Consider the following 17,629-nt stretch of genomic DNA (forward strand, 5'->3'; position numbering starts at 1 on the left):
TCAGATCGCTGTCCCACCGCATGCCGGACTGCCGGATCATCGCCGCCGTGGACCGGGTTAGACATACGGCGCCAGCCGCCTCCCTGCCCCGCCCCAGCCAAGCCGGCTTCGGGCAGAGAGATGTGTGCGCGCCTCGGTGGCCGGACGCAAAGGGGGTCGTACCTGCGCGTTTCCGCGCCTACCGCGCGGCAGGCAGCCCTGGCCCCGACATTGCCATCCCACCCCTCGCATGCCAAAATCGCCGCGATAAATTTGGGGCAGGGATTTCAGAGATGAAACTTCTCATGGTCGGGGCCGGATTGTCCGGCGCGGTGATCGGGCGGAAACTGGCCGAGGCAGGTCACGACATCACCATCGTCGATGCCCGCCCGCATGTGGCCGGCAACTGCCACACCACGCGGGATGCCGAAACCGGCGTCATGGTGCATGTCTATGGCCCGCATATCTTCCACACCGACGATGCCGAGGTCTGGGACTACGTCAACGCCTTCGAGACCTTCCAGCCCTACAAGAACCGGGTGAAGACCACCTCGAAGGGGCAGGTCTTCTCGCTTCCGATCAACCTGCACACCATCAACCAGTTCTACGGCAAGACCCTCCGTCCGGACGAGGCGCGCGACTTCATCGCCGAGGTTGCGGATACCTCGATCGAAGACCCCCAGTCCTTCGAGGAACAGGCGCTTCGCTTCGTTGGGCCGGACCTCTACGAGGCCTTCTTCAAAGGCTACACGATCAAGCAATGGGGCGTGCAGCCCTCGGACCTGCCGGCCGCGATCCTGAAACGCCTGCCGGTGAGGTTCAACTACGACGACAATTACTTCTTCCACGCCTTCCAGGGCATGCCTGAGAACGGCTACACCGCGATGGTCGAGCGCATCCTCGATCATCCGAAGATCACCGTTCATCTGGAAACCAGCTTCGAGCGCGCCCAGAAGGATCAGTGGGATCACGTCTTCTACTCGGGCCCTCTCGATGGCTGGTTCGATTACGACCTGGGCCGCCTGGGCTATCGCACCCTGGATTTCGAACGCTTCAGCTACGATGGCGATTACCAGGGCTGCGCGGTGATGAACTACGGCGAAGAGGACGTGCCCTATACCCGCATCACCGAACACAAGCATTTCAGCCCGTGGGAAAGCCACGAGGGCTCGGTGCTTTACCGCGAATTCTCGCGCGCCTGCGAGCCGCAGGACATCCCCTACTACCCGATCCGCCAGGTGAAGGAGAAGGCCCTGCTTGCCGACTACGTGGCGCTGGCAGAACAGGAAGAGGGCGTGACCTTCGTTGGGCGCCTGGGCACCTATCGGTACCTCGACATGGATGTCACCATCCGCGAGGCGCTGGACACCGCCGCGGCCTTTCTGGCGCAGGGTCAGGCGACGCCGGCCTTCGTGAAGGCCCCGCTCTGAGGGGACATAAGCCGCGACGCGGGTCCCGCCCCGCAGCGTGACGCTGGGCGGCGGCGGCGAGCGCATGGCTCAACGCGAAAGCCACGGGGTCTCCGGCTTGAGTTGTGGGCACTGCCCTGAGCAGCGCCATATCAAGCGTCCGTGCCCGATGCCGCGGGGGCTTATTGTGCGGGCCCGGGGGCGGCCCCGCCGGGATACCGATCTTGCACCCCAAAGGTCACGACGCGCTGCTCCCCCGGCGTCCGGGGCTTGGCCGGCAAGGCTTGGGCAACACCCCCCAGGGGCCGGACCGGCCCGCCGATCGCCCTAGAACCCCCGCCGAAGCGCGCGCAGCGGCGAGGTGACGCGCCAGGACGTGCTGTTGAGCAACGCTTCATTGCCCTCTTTCAACGCCTTGTTTTCCTCTCGGAGCTGCGCAAGCTCATCGTGAAGGGATTGAGCGCTTTCGATTTTCTGCCAGAAAGCCCCCTGCTCCGCCTTGATGGATGCGATCTCTGCGTCCTTCTCTCCGACCTTTGCCCGCATCGCTTCCGCCTGTCGCGTCAGCTCGGCGAGCTCTTCGAACCTCCGGGTTCGTGCCGCTTCCGCCCGGGACCGGAACTCGGCATATGCGGCCTCGAGCGCTTCTTTCTCGGCCTGAACGCTCGAAAGCTGACGCCTCAGCTCTTCACCCTCATCAAGCCTGCGGGCCTCGGCCGCTTCCGCGCGCGCCAGACCTTCGGCCTGTGTGGCCTCGAGCGCCTCTTTCTCAGCTTGAACGCTAGAAAGCTGACGCGTCAGCTCCGCGATCTCCTCGAACCTCAGGTCTTGAGCCGCGTTTGCACGAGACAGCTCAGCGGCATGTGCGGCCTCGAGGGCAGTTTTATCGTCCCGAACGCTCGAAAGCTGACGCGTCAGTTCCGCAATCTCCTCGAACCTCAGGTCTTGAGCCGCGCTTGCACGAAATAGCTCCTCGGCATGTGCGGCCTCAAGGTCGGACAGCTGACGCGTCAGCGCAGCCAGCTCTTCGGACCTCTGCGCCTCAGCTTCCTCCGCTTGCGCCCGGTCTTCGGCCTGCACGCGCCTCTGCTCGGTCTCGTAGAGGGCGGTATGAAGTTCGGACAGCTTGCGGCCGCGTTCATCGACCAGCTTGCGCAACGGCTCGAGTTCACTGACCGCTTCGTCATGTTTGGCCGACGCCGCTTTCAAGGCGCTGCGCGCCTTGGCAAGCTCGGCGGAAACGGCCGCCTCTTTGGCGGTGGAGTGGACGCCCTGCCCCAACCTTGTGAAGAATAGGGCGATATCCCCGGGAATATACCCGTCCGCGCACACGCGCAGCAGCGTTTCCAGGCGCGCGGATCGTCCCTTTTCCTTCAGGACGACCGTCAACCCGTCACCGATCTGGAATTCGATCTTGTTCTTGTCCGACAGGAAGATTTCAAGATCCTCGCGTGCCACGTCCTGCGATGCCCGCGTGCCGTGCAAGAGCAGAAGACCCGTGTCCTTCAGACACTGCAGCCAGCCCTCCTCATCGATTTCCGGCTGCCCGGCAAGATCCACGAAAAGCAGATCAAGGCTGCCCGGGCGCAGAGCTCCGAGGGCGTCCTTTGGGGCAACCGATGCGGTCAGCTCGGCGATATCGTCGTAGATCAGCGCGGCATGATCGCGCAAAGGCTTTGGCGGTTCGGGCAAAAGTTTCCGACCATCGCCGTCTGTCCACCCCCCGAACCACTGGCACTGGGCCATGATGTTCTGTTTATCAAGCGCTTGGCACAGTGCGAAAAAGACAGCGCCATCAGGCGCGCCACAGACCGCCAGGCGACGGGGCGCTTCTGCCGAGATCAGCCAGAACAGGAACGGCGTATGCAGCATGGCGGGACTGTCGACCAGGAAGCGGGGCCGCCAGAACATCGTCGCGATCGAGGATGGAACGAAGAACTCGTCCGTTCGCGAAAGATCGGATCTGCCTTGCCGCTCAACACTCATATCGCTCTCCGCCATGAATGATATTCTCTTTGCAATTTCAGTAAGTTAAATTTGTCTTACCCGAGAACTCCGCGGCCGCGCCGCCGATAATTTAGTATGGGGTCTAGTCACGGCACGCAAGGTGCCGCTCCTGTTGGAGGGACCCGGCGCAGACGCCCCTTGCCGGTCGCCCGCTGGGCCGGGCGCCTGTGGCTGCACAACAGGTCAGGCGGCCCGGTCAGGCGTCGCCAAGCCGAGTTTCCCGCGCCAGAACCCGCGCGTGGTGAGCGCGTCGTAGCCCTGACGCCAGCGATCCTTGATCTGGTCGTAGTCACGCCAAAGCGCCAGCGAGGTCTTCGCATAGGCATAGACCAGCCTCCAGGCCCGCGCCTTGTCGTGGCGCACGGTGTAGGCAGATTTGCCGTCGGCCGAGACATAGGTGATCTGCGCCGCACCCCAGATCTCACGCCGCCCGCCGCGTTGCGCCGCGGGCAACACGATGTGATTGCCGAAACGCGCAAAGAACGGCAGCAGATGACCGTTGAGCGTCAGTTTCATCAACGCCCGGTCAGGGAACCGGTGCGGGTTGAACCTGTGCCTCTCGGGCGGCGGGCCGCCTTCGATCGGGCGCCAGACCTCGGCATCCATCAGGTCCTTGATCTGCCCCCGCCGCAGGCTCATGTCGGCGTTCTCGCGGAAGAACTCCGGCCCGGTGATGGCGTCTTTCAAGGATAGATGTACCGCCTCGAGCGACTCGTAGTGGCAGGACAGGAACGACCTGACAAAGAACCAGGCGGCTATCTTCATCGCCCCCTTGCGACCGATCTCGAGCTGCGGCGCGACGAGGTGATGCGCCAGGTGGCCGCGCAGGTCGAGATACAGCGTCTGCGGCGATTCCTTTGACGAGAAGTCTTCGTCCTGAAAACAGACCACGCCCGGCAGGGGAACGGTGCGGAAGCGGTTCATGAAGGAAAAGCTGAGGTCGTCTCCGCGCACGAAAAACGGAAACGGCATGTGGCGGACCTTCTCGACCGGGAAGGCGAAATACCACCAGCCGCCGTAGTAATCGGCCGGTTTGTCGGCGGTGCTGGCGAATTCCATCTCGGCGACCGCATCAAGGTCCCGCAGGTCGAGCCCCTTGAATTCGGGCTGACAGACCCGGTGGAACCGCGCGCCATTTTCCCAGATCTGCCAACGATGTTGCGCGTTGATCAGCCCGCCGCAGACAGCCGTGGAGTCATCGATGGCATGAGCCAGGAACATGCAGGTGCGTTCAAGCGCCTGCATGTGGATCGCAGCGTCGTCATCCATGAACAGGCAATGACTGGCGCCGCGCTCCTCGGCTGCCAGAAGCCCACGGGCGAAGCCACCCGACCCGCCGAGGTTCTCGTTCGGGATCGGGGTTACGTGCGCCGACGGCGCGATCCCGGCGCTCTGTCCGTTGTCGACCACGGTCAGGTGAAGGTTGTCCCGCGCCGACGACGCGGCAACGAAGGCTTCGAACCGCGCCACGGTCTGCTGCACGGCCGCCTCGCGCCGAAAGGTGGTGATCGACAGCATGATCTGGGGATCGCGCCGCGGCGGCCGGGACGTGCGCCAGTTGGCCTGCCGCAGCACCCCGGGACCGAGCGCGCGAAGCTGGAAGAAAACGACCCCGCGGTCGTCGGACCCGCGCGGGCGCACGACCTCGAACCTCTGGGCGCGATCGGCCGAGAGGGTGATCACCTCGTTGACGAGCCGGGTCCAGGAATGTTCGGGGAAGGCGTGGAACACCACCAGCTCGAACTGGCCCTCGCCCAGAAGCTCGAGCGACAGGTCCTCGATCCCGCAGTACTTGTGCCATTTGCCGATATTGAACAGGTTCATCGACGTCCCGAAATCGGCAAGCCCGCCGAGGCCGAAGCGGATCTCCTGCCCCGGCATCGAGAGCCCTGCCGCGTCCTCGAGCTTGACGTAAAGATCGCGTTCCGAGCTCAGGCCCGCCTCGGGCCAGATCAGCGACTGCAGCGGCGCATCGGCAATGGACATGGTCTAGCCCTTCTTCGGGGCCGCGGGCGCAGTGATCATGCCCTTTTCCACCATCTGCCGCAGCAGGGGGGCGACGAACTGGTCGATAAGGCCCTGGCTGTCCTGGGGTATCGCCAGCTGGGCCAGCGGCGCATCGGCGGCCGGCAGAGGCTGCTCGAACAGCGCCTCGCGGCCGAAACGGCGTTGAGCGAGCGCGCGGTTTCCAGCCTCGTAATCGGACAGAATGGCCTGGCGCAGCTCGGGGGGCATCAGCCGTTCGCTCTGCTTGCCGGTATGACCGAAGACGTTGCGATCGACCCCCTCCATGGCCCGGCGCAGCAACTCTCGCTGCGCGGGCGGAAACTCGTCCATGGGCAGGTGACGGGCGAACTCGGCCATTGCGGCGGACATCGAAGAGTTCACGTGCGGCTCGGTCCCGTTGCCGAGCAGCGCCTGAAGCCCGGCAGCCTCGCAGAAGGCGGCTACGGGCCCATCGGGCATCTGCTCTTTCTCGAAGACGTTGATCGCGACGTTTTCCGCGCCGAACACCTCTTCGAGGTGGCGCACGTAGCCGTCGTAGTGAATCCAGTGGAACTGATCGCGACGCGCGAGGAATTCGTCGAAGGTGCAGTGGCTTAGAGCCGGGTTCCACTGCCACTTGATGTTCTGGAAATACCAGCTTTCGAGCCACAGGTCCTGCCGGCGCAGCGAGTAGATCACTTTCACGTCGAAATGCTCGCGGAATTCGCCCAGAAGGCTGAGATCCTTGCGCATGCAGATGTCTTCGTCCGAGACCACAAGCTTGGTGATGTCGACAGGGGCCTTGCTGTCGGCGCGTTCGTTCATCCGAGCCGCGGCGTCTGCGATGGTCCGCTGGCCGGCAAAGATCGCATTGATCATCTCGAAATGGCGCGGCTTTCGGAACGGCAGCAGACAGCCTTCGGCGATCAGCGCATCGAAGTTGCGCAGCAGGAACCTCTGGATCGAGGTGGTGGCCGTCCGGTGTGTCCCGATGTGCAGGTAAAGCGTTCTGGTCATGTGATCCGGATCTTCGTCAATTCGAGCGTCTGAGTCCCGGCGTGTTGCACATTTTCGACAGCGAGACAATCGCGGCAGGCGCACGTCGGCCACTGGGCGCATGTCCGACAGGGTGTCCGGGGTTGTTCTCGCAGGGCGCGGGCTTCATAACTGCGAAAGTTAGTGTATCGGGCCAGCCAGGCCAGAGCGTCCGGGCCGGCCGGACCAGGGAGACGGGGATATGTCGAACAGTCTGTTTCTAGGGGCGGACGCCCAGATCCGCCAGGCGCTGCAACAGCTGAGGGCGCAGGAGGGTGGCGCCCCCATCTCGGGCGAGATCACCGGGATCAACGACGACATCTTCCTGTCCAATGACCCCGCGGCCAACGTGACGGGCGATTACACGTCGGGTCGGGAAAATCTGATCTCGCTCAAGATGCAGCCGGCCGGCGCGGAAACACCCCGGTGGCAGGCACTGCATCTGCGCATGGGCGCCTGTGATCTGGGCAATGCCGGGGTCATCGGTTTCGTCGCAAGAAGCCAGTCGCCCTCCGCGATGATCACCCGCGCCTGCCTGAGGTCGGGCCGCGACGGGCAGTTCCAGGATACGTTCTTCACCAAGGCCATCGCCTCCTTCGCGACGCCCAGCACGCATCTCGACGCCATCGACCTCGACACCGCGGGCGACATCCCGCGCACGGCCGACTGGCGCGAGTTCATCCTGTTCTTCCGCCCCGGCCCGGTGGACATCGACCTTCTCGACTTGCGACCATTCGTCGTATGACGACTGAGCCAGGGGCGAACGGCCTTTCCGTCGTGATCCCCGTGTGGAACCTGCCGGACGATCTGCGCCTCTTGCTTGGCCAGATCGAGCGGATGGGGGTTTTTTCCGAGGTCATCGTCGTCGATGACGGCTCGGACCCCGCCTGCGACCCCGAAAGGCTCGGGGTTTCCGAGATGCGTCTTGGGGCCAGGCTGCTTTACCTGCGCTCGGACGCGCAGAGGGGCGCAGGCCATGCCCGCAATCGCGGGCTTGAGGCGGTGACGTGCGACAACGTCATTTTCTTCGATGCCGACGACTGCCTGACGGACGACTTCCCGATGATCTGGGCCCGGCACCTGGGCCAGGGGATGCCGGATTTCACGATCTTCCGCCATAGTGACACCCGGATCCTTGCAGCCGAGGGCCGCGACGGATCTTTCCGGTTCGAAGAGAGCCTGTGGTCCGATGTTCTGGCGGACCGGGACGAGCGCCTTCTGACGCATGAGCAGATGGCCCAGCTTTCCCCCATCGTGGCCTATCCCTGGAACAAGATCTACCGGACCGACTATCTGCGCCGCGAGAACATCGACTGCTCGGAGACCCGGGTTCACAATGACATCCGCCTGCACTGGCTAAGCTTCGTCAGGGCGACCCGGGTTCTGGCGCTCAGGCACGTTGGCGCCGTGCACAAGGTCGACACGGGCCAGCGCAACCTGACCAACCTGCGGGGGGAAGAGCGTCTGTGCCTGGCCGATGTGCTGGGCAGGCTCACGCAGGATATCCGGTCCACCCCACGCAGCGCGCTGTTCATGCGAAGCTACGTCTCGTTCGTTCACAACGTCTGCATGTGGAACTACCGTCAGGCGGATCATCACCTGCAACACCGATTTGCGGACCTGGCCTGCCGGGCCTATCTCGACTTCCTCCCCGAAGAGTTCTCTCGCTTCGCGGACTGGCAACCGGACACGGCCGACGAAATCGTCCACTTCCTGATGCGGGAGGTCGCCTGAGCCCATGGCAATCTCGTTCATCGTGACCACCTACAACGTCCTCGACTACGTGTCCCAATGCCTGGAGAGCGTCGCCGCCGTCGCGCGGCCGGGCGACGAGGTCATCTTGGTAGACGACGGCTCGGACGACGGCACAGCCGAGGCTCTTGGCGCCTTCACTGCCGCCGGGGGCTTTGGCGATGGTGTCCGGGTCGACCCCATTCTCCTCGGGGTCAACACGGTCGGCGGCGTCGGCATCGCCGGCAACATCGGGCTTTCGGCGGCGCAGGGCGACGCGGTGTTCTTCGTCGACGGCGACGACTGGATAAACCCCGCGGGATTCATGGCGGCGCGCAGCGTCTGGGATCTGCATGACCATGACATCCTGCTCACCAACTACCTGACATTCGACACGGCCAATGGCGTGTCGGCCCCGCCTGCGGACAACCAGCTTTGGGCCGGACTGCGCCGTGACCTGACGGGGGATGATGCGAAACTGCAGGCGCTCAGGTTCATCGGGGTGCCGTGGCGCAAGTTCTACCGGCGTTCCTTCCTCGAAGCACATCACCTGAGGTTCCCGGAAGGCGACCGCTTCTTCGAGGACAATCCGTTTCACTGGGACGTCTGCTGCACGGCCGAACATATCGGGTTCGTCGACAGGCTCACCTGCTTTCACAGGGTCAACCGCCCCGGGCAAACCCTCGCCTCGACCGGAACCGAGCTCATCGCGTTCTTCGACCATTTTCACACGATCCTGCACACTTTGCCCAAGCATGACATGCGGTACGAGCGCCAGGCCTGCCTGTGGCTTCTGGAGAACATGGCGTGGCACAGCGGGCGCCTCTCCCCCGCGGCGCGACCGGCCTATGCAGAGGCCTCAACCCACGCTTTGGCACGCGTGCCGGATCAGGTCTGGGCCGATGTCCGCAGCTTCAGGCCCCCTCATGATCCGGTGTGGATCGAGGCCGACAGGCTCCGCGCCGGACAGGTCGGCGAGCAGCTTGCCATATGGGATCGCGAAGACCTGCGGCGCCGGCTGGACAGGATGGAGACCCAACAGGAGATCCTGGCAGAGGGCCTCGAAGCGCTTCGCAAGCATCAGATCGGCACCAAGGCCGCCCGGCTTTTCAGGGAGATCCGGACGCAGCAGCGTGGCGGCCCCGACGCGGGCTAGGCCCGTGCCGGCAGGGTCGGCGACAGGCTGACCTCGCTGACTTCGCTGCCCTCCCGCGCAGGATTGCCTCATCAAGCGCTTCATGGCGCGGTTCGAGTCCCGCCTGCGACGCACGCGCCAAACGAAAACGACCCGGCTCTTTGCAGAGCCGGGTCGTTGCCACTAGGTTTTCGCCCGGTCAGACGAAGGTGAAGTCGTCTGCGTCGAGATCGGAGAAGAGGACGTTCTCCAGCAGGATGGAGTTTCCGCCCCCGGTATCGATCCGAACGTCATCGCCGATCTGGCTGGCGGCCCCGCGAAGGTCGCCGATATTGCCGATCGCACCGATCGCCGACAGGTCGATCACTTCATTGCCGTCGCGCGCATCGAAATCGGTGACGACATCGTTGCCGTGGCCCGCCGCAAAGACGAAGGTATCCGACCCCGTCCCGCCGGTGATGGTGTCGTTGCCGCCGCCGATGCGGAACGTGTCGTTCCCCGCCTCACCGAAGAAGATGTCGGCCCCGTTCACGCCGCCCTGGACATTGTCGAGGATCAGGTCGTTGCCATTGCCGCCACGCACGGTGTCGCGCCCGTTGTCGCCCTGCAGGGTGTCGTCCCCGGCACCGCCATGCAGGAAATCATACTGGCTGCCGCCGAAGACCTCGTCCCGGTCGAGCCCGCCGTAAAGCGAGTCACTGCCATTGGCGCCGATGACGGTATCCATGCCACCGCCGCCGAAGATCGTGTCGTTGCCATTGTCGCCGAAGAACAGGTCGGCCCCGTGAAAGCCGCCCTGGCCGTTGTCCTGCAACAGGTCGTTGCCATTTCCGCCGCGGACCGTGTCGCGGCCATTCTCGCCAACCAGCGTATCATCGCCGTTCATGCCGAGGATGAAGTCGTAGTTGTTGCCGCCGTAGACCTCGTCATTGTCGAGCCCACCGTAAAGCACGTCATCGCCGTTGCCGCCGAAGATCGTGTCGCTGGCGCCGCCGCCGAAAACGGTGTCGTCGCCGAAGCCGGCAAAGAAAAGGTCGCGCCCCAGCGGCCCGCGCTGGCCGTTGTCCTGCAGGACGTCATCGCCCCCTTCGCCGTGCACCGTGTCACGGCCGTTCTCGCCGATCAGGGTATCATTGCCGACGCCGCCGCGCAGAAGGTCGAACGCCGAGCCGCCACGCAGCATGTCCTGGCCCGTGCCGCCCAGAAGCGTATCCTCGCCCGCACCGCCGGTGGCGACATCGTTACCCGCGCCGGTGTCGATACGGTTTCCGGCATCATTGCCGGTGATGTCGTCATTGCCGGACCCGGCCACCAGATGCTCGATCACGGTGCCCCGCGCGATGCCCACGTTGCCATCGAGCCCCGCCACGTCCGAGAAGGTGGCGCCGCGCATGTCGATCCGGTCATCTCTGTCCGAAAAGCTCAGGTTCACGGTGTCGACGCCGCCATTGTCGAAGATGGTGAAGGTGACGGGGCCGTCGTCATAGCTGTTGGTGGGCCTGCCGGACAGGCTGCCGAAGTACTCGGTCAGGTAGCCCTGGGGCAGCGTGCTGCCCACACCCCAGACGGTGTTGCCCGAGGTGACGGTCGAGGCACCGTAAAGATCCTGGATCGCGACGATGTCGGCCATCATCGCGGTGATCACCGCGGCATAGCTGGCGTTGACCGTGGTGTTGTCGGTCTGGCTGAAATAGGACATGACCGACACCTGCCAGCTGTCATTGGCAAAAGTCTCGTCCCGACCATAGACGGCATTGCCGTTATAGGCACCCTGGTGGCCCAGCCCCAGCGCATGACCGATCTCGTGGATATAGGTCGCGAAGGAATAGGTATCGATCGTGGTGCCGTAGGCCGTCAGCCATTCGCTGCCGATATTGACGGTGGAGGACTGGATGACGCCGTTCGTATTGAACGAGCTTCCGGCAAAGGCGCCTTGCTGGTTGTCATCGAAGGTGATCTGCGCCCGCCCCCCCGTTTCCGCAAAATCGATATCCGCCACCAGTTCCCAGGCTTCAAGCGCCCAGCGCGCCAGTTGCTGAGCGTCCGAGCTGAGGGCTGACAGATTGACGGTGATCTGGTTGCTGTCAGAGGTGTCGAAGCTCCTCCGGCCAACGCCGTCGTCCCAATAGCCCTCGGTCAGGAAATCGGCGAGATCGTCCAACGAGCCCGGCGTACCACGTTCGCTGGTTTCGATGCTGACCGAATAGCTGCCATTCCCGCCATCATTGTACGAGCCTACGGCAACATAATAGGTGCCGGACGAAACCGGGGTGAAGGTAATGGCGGAATCGAGACCCTGCCCGCCATCGTCGTCATCGACCAGCAGGTTGCCGCGGGCATCGTAAAGCCGCAGGAAGGAATCATCCAAGGTGCCCTCGCCGGACCCATCGGCCAGGATCTCTATGCCATAGCTTTCGCCGGCCTCCAGGGTGACGCCGATCCAATCGCGATCCCCGGCGGCATCCAGCACTCCGCTGAACGTATCGCCCGGCTGCATCGAATAGGCGGTCCCGATGTCGGCCGCGGCATCGGCGCCTTCCGACAGGTTCGCAAGGGCAGGATCGGTGACGCCGTTCCCATCGAGGTGCCTGGACGGATCGAACGTGGCGGTCTGGATGCAAAGTGTACACATGGCGAGACTCTGGAAACCTTATGGGAAAAGGGGATCAGGATGCAGCTGCAAGCGCCTTGATCAAAGCAGGCGTTGCGTTCAGCAGGAGGGAGGCGAAATCGTCGAATGTCTTGGCCGACACCGCGCCGTCGCCCGACGGAGCCTGGACCGAGGAGCCGGTCTGCACGGCGCCCTCTTCGGTCCGCCATTCGATGTGGCCGGCCAGACCGCTGTCGTCGCTTTGCGAAACGTAGAGCGCCACGCCGATATCGGTGGAGCGCCCGGGAACTTCATCGCCACGGGACACACGGCGGATCACATGTGGCCCGACCGCGGTCCGAGCCAGGGCCTGGATCATCGCCTGGCAGAGGGGGTCCTGCATGCCTTCGCCTTCAGGGCAGCTGAGCAGGATCACCGGACGCTCGGGCGACCGGGCCTGACCGGCAGGCGCGGTCATCAGCAGCAAACCAGCCGATAGAACCGCCGACCGCCACAATCCCGCACCGTGCCCAAGCTTTGTCCACATACCAGACGCCTCACCCCAAGCGATTCCTTCACGCTGAAAACTCGAAAGAGCGTACACCACCCTGCGCCTTCAAACCAAGCTTTCTAAGCTGTCTTCGTTAGCGGCCGCCCCACCCGATCCAGGTACTGCCGTCAGGCGAACTTCCGATGGCGGCGCGGGGCCCCTCGCCCCCTGCTGGCGCGCAAGGCTCCGCCGGTTCAAATTGACAAGACAGACCGGCCATGAGAAGTCGGGCCTCGGCGAAATTTCGATTGTGGATGTCAATAATGACCTTTTCCCTAAGCCTCAAAGACGCGCGCATTGCCATCATCGGCCTCGGTTACGTGGGTCTGCCTCTGGCCGTTGCGCTTGGGCGAAAGTACCCCACCGTCGGGTTCGACCTCAAAGCCGAGCGCATCGCCGAGCTGCGCAACGGCGAGGACTCCACCGAAGAGGTGGATGCCGAAGAGCTCCGCACCGCCGACAAGCTGACGTTCTCTTCCGACGAGGACGACCTGAAATCCTGCAACGTGTTCATCATTGCCGTCCCGACGCCCATCGACGTGTCGCACCGCCCCAACCTGGCGCCTCTGATCTCGGCCTCGACGACGGTCGGGCGCACGATCTCGCAGGGTGACGTGGTCGTGTATGAATCGACCGTGTACCCCGGTGCCACCGAGGAAGACTGCCTTCCCGTCGTTGAAAGCGTGTCCGGCCTGACGTTCAACCAGGACTTCTTCGCCGGCTACAGCCCGGAACGCATCAACCCCGGCGACAAGGAGCGGCCGCTTACCAAGATCATGAAGGTGACGTCGGGCTCCAAGCCCGAGGTCGCCGATTTCGTCGACGATCTGTATAACAGCGTCATCGAAGCGGGCACCTACAAGGCGACGTCGATCCGCGTAGCCGAAGCCGCGAAGATCATCGAGAACACGCAGCGTGACGTGAACATCGCCCTGATCAACGAGCTTTCGATCATCTTCTCCCACCTCGGGATCGACACGAACGAAGTCATCGATGCCGCGGCGACCAAGTGGAACTTCATCCGCCTGCGCCCCGGCCTCGTCGGTGGTCACTGCATCGGTGTGGACCCTTACTATCTGGTGCACAAAGCCACCGCTGCGGGGTACATTCCCGACGTGATCAGGACCGCACGCGAGATCAACGACGGCATGGCGCGCAACGCCGTGACGCGCCTGACCAAGAAGATGATCCTGTCGGACATCCCGGTCAAGAATGCCAAGGTTCTGATCGTCGGGGTGACCTTCAAGGAAAACTGCCCGGATATCCGCAACACCAAGGTCATCGACCTGGTGGCCCACGCCAAGGGCTACGGGATGAACATCGATCTCGTCGACACCTGGGCCAATCCCGAGGAAGTGCACGAAGAATACAACGTGTCGATCGCGACGACCCTGCCGACCGAGGGCGACTACGACGCCATCATCCTTGCCGTGCCGCACGAAGACATCGTTTCGGGCGGACCGGCGGCGCTGCGGTCGATCCTGAAGGACAACGGCGTTCTCTTCGACCTCAAGGCAGCGTTCGACGTGCAGGACAGTGACCTGCGGCTCTAGGCATGTGGCGGGTCTGCGAGGATGACCTGAGGGTCCTGAAGGCTTCCCCCTTCTTCGATCCCGAGTGGTACCAGGCTCGCTATCCGGACGTCGTCCTTGCCGGCATGGACCCGGCAGAGCACTATCTTCTCTATGGCTTCCGGCTCGGGCGCGATCCCGGGCCGGACTTCTCGACCCGGTTCCACCAGCTGGCCTTTCCCGGCCTCGCAGGCGACCGCGATCCGCTGACGCAGATCGAAGCCGAAACGACGCGTACCGGGAGCGTTCCAGCCCCGGCCCCGGGGCATGTCCTGAACGCCGCGCATCAGGTTTTCCTGCGCGGCGCGCGTGAGACTTCGCTGGCCCTGGCCGACCGCTTTCTGGCAGAGCGCTACCGCCACACCCTGCACATCCTCGAGGCGAACAAGGCGCAGGTTGAAAACGACCGCGCAACTTGGATCTCTCACGTCAACGGCTTCCTGAACGCGTTCGGCCAAAGCGACATCGCCCTGCATGCGGGGCACACGGATCTCTTCCACGATCTGGCGACAGCCCCTTTGCCGGCGGTGACGGACGGGCCGCTGATTTCGATCATCATGCCCGTCCACAATGCCGAGGAGACGGTCGAGAAGGCGATCCAATCGATCCTCGATCAAACCTGGAAAAACCTGGAAATTATCGCCGTCGACGACTGCAGCACGGATTCCACGCCTCATTTGCTGAGACGGATAATGCAAAAGGACCCTCGCCTGCGGGTCCACAGGCTTCCGGTCAATGCGGGGCCCTACGTCGCACGGAACGTCGCCCTTGGCATGGCGCGGGGGGACTGGATCACCTGCCATGATGCGGATGACTGGGCGCACCCCAAGCGGCTGGAGGACCATCTCGGCGTTGTCCTGCCCGACGGGGCGCAGGCCGACCAGGCCAGTGTCACCCACATGATCCGCATGCGCCCCGATGGCTTCTTCGACACGATCGTGAATGCCAATCCGTTTTCCCCGGACGGCGTGACCCGCATTTCCTCCGTGTCGGCCCTGTTCCAGGCCGAGTTTCTGCGAAACAGGCTCGGCTACTGGGACACGGTGCGGGTCGGCGCAGATAGCGAAATGATCTCGCGCGCCCAGCATGTCACGGGAAAAGAGACGCGAAAACTCCGGAAAATCGGCATGATCTGCCTCTCCACCGACAGGGGCCTGACGCGCGATCCCATTCTGGGCGTCCGCCCCTCGGGGCATCTGTCCGATATCCGCGCCGCCTACAAGGCCAGCTGGACAGCGGTCCATGACCGCCTTCCCCCGGATCGCCTTTTCCTGCCCTTCCCCCAAGAGACGCGCCGCTATCGAGGCGATTTCACCTTCGACGTCCCTTACGAAGATGTCGTGGCGGCAAGTAGCGGTCAGTGACAGGCCCCGGGGGCCCGTCCCGCCCTCGCGATAGAAGCCCGGCCCGAACTGGAGCCGGACACAGACGCAAACGAACCTTCGCGGATCAGCAGACCATCGTCACGCGGTCGGAAACGGTCGCTCCATGCGGTCGAGGGCGCGCGACCCGACGAGGTGTGCCAATTCAAGCCAATGGCAAACGGCATTCCGGAAGGGGCGTTCGTTAGCCGCGAGGGCAAGTTCGGCGCATGACGGAGTCGGAGGTGACGCGGCATAAGCTGCTTGGGGAAGAGCCCCCGGGTCGAAGACCCCGCTGCCCGATTAGATGCCGGGCCCGTGGCCATGAAGTACCCGAAGTCGACACGCGGTGGCGATGCGCCATGTCGCACCCCTGTGCGGTCTCGCCCTTTGCGGTGTAGGAGAAGGACGAGCGCGCGATCGACAGCAGCTTGCACTGCGGGCCGATGGATAGGTCGGGATGGTCAGGCTCGATCATGCCGCGTCTCACTTCCCGCACCAGGTCTTCAGCTTTCGTGCCAGAAAAGAGTTGGCCTCCGCATTGGCGGAGTCTCTCGGAGCGGTGACGGTCACCCGCCAGTTCATCCGGTCTTGGCGCGGAACTCCTTCACCTGCCCCTCGTCAACCTCCGGCTGCTTGCGGCGCCCGCGCTCGAGCACGCCGGATGTGCCTTTAAGCAGGGCGTTGGTCGGGAACACGATTCACTGGATCGTTTCCTGATCCTCCCAACTCCATTGATGGATGATCGTCGGAGGCACCCCGAACCGGCTTGCCAGCTCCGCGGCGTCGTTCGGGCCTGCGCCGCGCCACTGGCGCGACGGTCCCTCCAACCCTCGCCTTTCAGAGCGTCCAGTGCGACCTTGGACTTGAACCCAGGCGCGTGCTGCTTCCGTTTCGACATCCCTGATCTCCTTCTCGTCGAAGATCAGCAGACTGCAACTCGTGGCTTATGTCAGTGTCCGAAATACGGCGGGTGGCTCACTCAGTTCTAATCCCACGCGCCAGGCAGGGGGCGGCGGCCTCGCTTGGACTGAAGAACCGGGAAGCGTCAGCGCGGTGAGCGCAAGATCCGCCAAAGGAGGACAAGTAGTGAAATCGATGCGGTGACGAGGCCCGCGAGACACATCGCCACGAAAAGGTATTCCACCGACCCGGAACAATAAGGGTTAGCGGAGATAAAAGTTGACCTGCAATAGCCTCGCACGCCCCAAAACCCGAGAAAAACCGCTGCGATCCCTGCCAGACATGATCCCAAGGGCCAAAGGTAACGGCGAGGACCTTCGATGGACCGACCTGTATCCTTCATGTATCACGATCCCACCGGCCAGACTGGTTTCAGTCCTGCGGGTCGAGCGCACGGGCTCTCGGCTCGGCCTGGTTGATCTCGCCTTCTCTTAATGCCGTAACGGAAGGCGCCCGAGCAGGACTGTCTCACCGAGCAGCTAGAACGGATCGCGGAGGGGCCGCAAGGCCTCGTAGGGTGAACCCCACCGCTCTTTGTCTGTGGTCAGCATTTTCCCGGCAAAGGGTGCCTTGGAGTAGAAAGGCATCGCTTCCGGCCCAGTCCGGCCGTTCGAAGCGACCGCCGGAACGGCACCGCAGCGGCCATTCCGCCCCCCGCCGCAGCATTTCCAACGACCCAAGGTCGGCTGTGCGGGGCGAAGTACGGGTTCGCCGCGACCCGCGATAAGATCTGCTGTAGTCGGGTACACCGTGCGAAACACGCCTCTGCAATACCGTGAAGTCATGCTTCGAGCCCTTCACGGTCATCCTTCCCCTTCCGGCATCGGCCCGCGTTCGAGGTAGCTGCCAAGGACAACGTAGCTCTGCGTGGACCGGACGCCTTTGATCCCCAGAATAGAGGACAGAAGCGCCTCTAGGCTGGCTGGTCCGGAAGTTCTGACCTTCAGGATCAGGCAGGTGTCACCGGCAGCGGTGTGGATCTCCTCGACGTCAGCCAGATCGCGCAGGGCAAGGACCGGTTCGGTCATGCCCCAGCCTTCGGTCTTCACATGCACGAAGGCGAGCAGAGGGCAGCCGATCTTCTCGCCGGCGAGCTTGGCGACCGTTCCCAGGATTACTCCGTCTCGTTTCAGGCGCTTGACCCGCTCGTGAACCACCGGGGCAGACAGATGGACCATCTCGGAGAGTTCGGCATAGGAACGGTCCGCCCGCTCGGCCAGCAGTCTTAATATCGTTCGGTCTTTTTCATCGAGACCGGAGGGGTGCGACGGATTTCTCCGAACGTCTTTCGTTTTCATGAGAGATGGCCTTG

12 protein-coding genes are annotated in these 17,629 nt (G+C 63.7%); 6 read left to right on the plus strand and 6 right to left on the minus strand.

From position 1 onward, the window contains the following. Positions 1–272: 272 nt before the first annotated feature. Positions 273–1,409: a UDP-galactopyranose mutase gene (glf, locus tag EKE94_RS13900; protein WP_127907213.1), complete on the plus strand. Its 1,137-nt coding sequence runs from the start codon at positions 273–275 to the stop codon at positions 1,407–1,409. Between the two features lie 306 nt (positions 1,410–1,715). On the opposite strand, the gene EKE94_RS13905 is transcribed toward glf, so the two are convergent. The 3 genes from EKE94_RS13905 to EKE94_RS13915 all read right to left on the minus strand — a co-directional run bounded on the left by EKE94_RS13905 (position 1,716) and on the right by EKE94_RS13915 (position 6,398). Continuing rightward, complete coding sequence (locus EKE94_RS13905; protein WP_127907214.1) at positions 1,716–3,389, minus strand: coiled-coil domain-containing protein; 1,674 nt, start codon at positions 3,387–3,389, stop codon at positions 1,716–1,718. A 189-nt stretch (positions 3,390–3,578) separates the two neighbouring features. Beyond that, positions 3,579–5,381 carry a glycosyltransferase family 2 protein gene (locus tag EKE94_RS13910; RefSeq protein WP_127907215.1) on the minus strand — a complete coding sequence of 601 codons (1,803 nt, stop codon included), beginning with the start codon at positions 5,379–5,381 and terminating at the stop codon, positions 3,579–3,581. 3 nt (positions 5,382–5,384) lie between these two features. Beyond that, a complete protein-coding gene (locus EKE94_RS13915; protein WP_127907216.1) occupies positions 5,385–6,398 on the minus strand; it encodes a hypothetical protein in 1,014 nt (337 codons plus the stop codon). A gap of 220 nt (positions 6,399–6,618) precedes the next feature. On the opposite strand from EKE94_RS13915, the gene EKE94_RS13920 reads away from it, so the two are divergent. From EKE94_RS13920 to EKE94_RS13930, 3 genes are read left to right on the plus strand one after another with little or no spacing between them, the layout of a single operon-like run. Next, positions 6,619–7,161: a hypothetical protein gene (locus EKE94_RS13920; RefSeq protein ID WP_127907217.1), complete on the plus strand. Its 543-nt coding sequence runs from the start codon at positions 6,619–6,621 to the stop codon at positions 7,159–7,161. Beyond that, positions 7,158–8,150 carry a glycosyltransferase family 2 protein gene (locus EKE94_RS13925; RefSeq protein ID WP_127907218.1) on the plus strand — a complete coding sequence of 331 codons (993 nt, stop codon included), beginning with the start codon at positions 7,158–7,160 and terminating at the stop codon, positions 8,148–8,150. Before EKE94_RS13920 ends, EKE94_RS13925 begins: the two co-directional genes overlap by 4 nt. A 4-nt stretch (positions 8,151–8,154) precedes the next feature. Further along, positions 8,155–9,303 (plus strand): glycosyltransferase family 2 protein, encoded by a 1,149-nt coding sequence (locus EKE94_RS13930; protein ID WP_127907219.1) that lies wholly within the window; start codon positions 8,155–8,157, stop codon positions 9,301–9,303. A gap of 178 nt (positions 9,304–9,481) precedes the next feature. Here the strand turns inward: EKE94_RS13930 and EKE94_RS13935 are convergent, their stop codons facing one another. Then, positions 9,482–11,914 carry a M10 family metallopeptidase gene (locus tag EKE94_RS13935; protein ID WP_127907220.1) on the minus strand — a complete coding sequence of 811 codons (2,433 nt, stop codon included), beginning with the start codon at positions 11,912–11,914 and terminating at the stop codon, positions 9,482–9,484. A 34-nt stretch (positions 11,915–11,948) separates the two neighbouring features. Then, complete coding sequence (locus tag EKE94_RS13940) at positions 11,949–12,350, minus strand: hypothetical protein (protein WP_164870943.1); 402 nt, start codon at positions 12,348–12,350, stop codon at positions 11,949–11,951. Positions 12,351–12,685: 335 nt separating this feature from the next. Here EKE94_RS13940 and EKE94_RS13945 point away from each other — a divergent pair, with 335 nt between their 5' ends. Together EKE94_RS13945 and EKE94_RS13950 are read left to right on the plus strand one after the other, a co-directional pair. Next, positions 12,686–13,975, plus strand: coding sequence for a nucleotide sugar dehydrogenase (locus EKE94_RS13945; protein WP_127907222.1), 1,290 nt, complete (start codon positions 12,686–12,688; stop codon positions 13,973–13,975). Between the two features lie 2 nt (positions 13,976–13,977). After that, the gene (locus EKE94_RS13950) at positions 13,978–15,357 is read left to right on the plus strand and encodes a glycosyltransferase family 2 protein (protein WP_127907223.1); all 1,380 of its coding nucleotides are present in this window, start codon (positions 13,978–13,980) and stop codon (positions 15,355–15,357) included. Between the two features lie 1,763 nt (positions 15,358–17,120). Here EKE94_RS13950 and EKE94_RS13960 read toward each other — a convergent pair. Beyond that, a complete protein-coding gene (locus EKE94_RS13960) occupies positions 17,121–17,615 on the minus strand; it encodes an Lrp/AsnC family transcriptional regulator (protein ID WP_127907225.1) in 495 nt (164 codons plus the stop codon). Positions 17,616–17,629: the final 14 nt, after the last annotated feature.

Origin of the sequence: Mesobaculum littorinae (assembly GCF_004011175.1) — a bacterium.
GTDB classification, from domain to species: domain Bacteria; phylum Pseudomonadota; class Alphaproteobacteria; order Rhodobacterales; family Rhodobacteraceae; genus Tranquillimonas; species Tranquillimonas littorinae.

What these genes read in the sequence shown, in the direction of transcription:
- EKE94_RS13950 (WP_127907223.1), top strand. Translation starts at nt 13,978, where the DNA reads ATGTGGCGGGTCTGCGAGGATGACCTGAGGGTCCTGAAGGCTTCCCCC.
- EKE94_RS13910 (WP_127907215.1), bottom strand. Translation starts at nt 5,381, where the DNA reads ATGTCCATTGCCGATGCGCCGCTGCAGTCGCTGATCTGGCCCGAGGCG.
- EKE94_RS13925 (WP_127907218.1), top strand. Translation starts at nt 7,158, where the DNA reads ATGACGACTGAGCCAGGGGCGAACGGCCTTTCCGTCGTGATCCCCGTG.
- EKE94_RS13905 (WP_127907214.1), bottom strand. Translation starts at nt 3,389, where the DNA reads ATGGCGGAGAGCGATATGAGTGTTGAGCGGCAAGGCAGATCCGATCTT.
- EKE94_RS13940 (WP_164870943.1), bottom strand. Translation starts at nt 12,350, where the DNA reads ATGACCGCGCCTGCCGGTCAGGCCCGGTCGCCCGAGCGTCCGGTGATC.
- EKE94_RS13935 (WP_127907220.1), bottom strand. Translation starts at nt 11,914, where the DNA reads ATGTGTACACTTTGCATCCAGACCGCCACGTTCGATCCGTCCAGGCAC.
- EKE94_RS13930 (WP_127907219.1), top strand. Translation starts at nt 8,155, where the DNA reads ATGGCAATCTCGTTCATCGTGACCACCTACAACGTCCTCGACTACGTG.
- EKE94_RS13960 (WP_127907225.1), bottom strand. Translation starts at nt 17,615, where the DNA reads ATGAAAACGAAAGACGTTCGGAGAAATCCGTCGCACCCCTCCGGTCTC.
- glf (WP_127907213.1), top strand. Translation starts at nt 273, where the DNA reads ATGAAACTTCTCATGGTCGGGGCCGGATTGTCCGGCGCGGTGATCGGG.
- EKE94_RS13945 (WP_127907222.1), top strand. Translation starts at nt 12,686, where the DNA reads ATGACCTTTTCCCTAAGCCTCAAAGACGCGCGCATTGCCATCATCGGC.
- EKE94_RS13920 (WP_127907217.1), top strand. Translation starts at nt 6,619, where the DNA reads ATGTCGAACAGTCTGTTTCTAGGGGCGGACGCCCAGATCCGCCAGGCG.
- EKE94_RS13915 (WP_127907216.1), bottom strand. Translation starts at nt 6,398, where the DNA reads ATGACCAGAACGCTTTACCTGCACATCGGGACACACCGGACGGCCACC.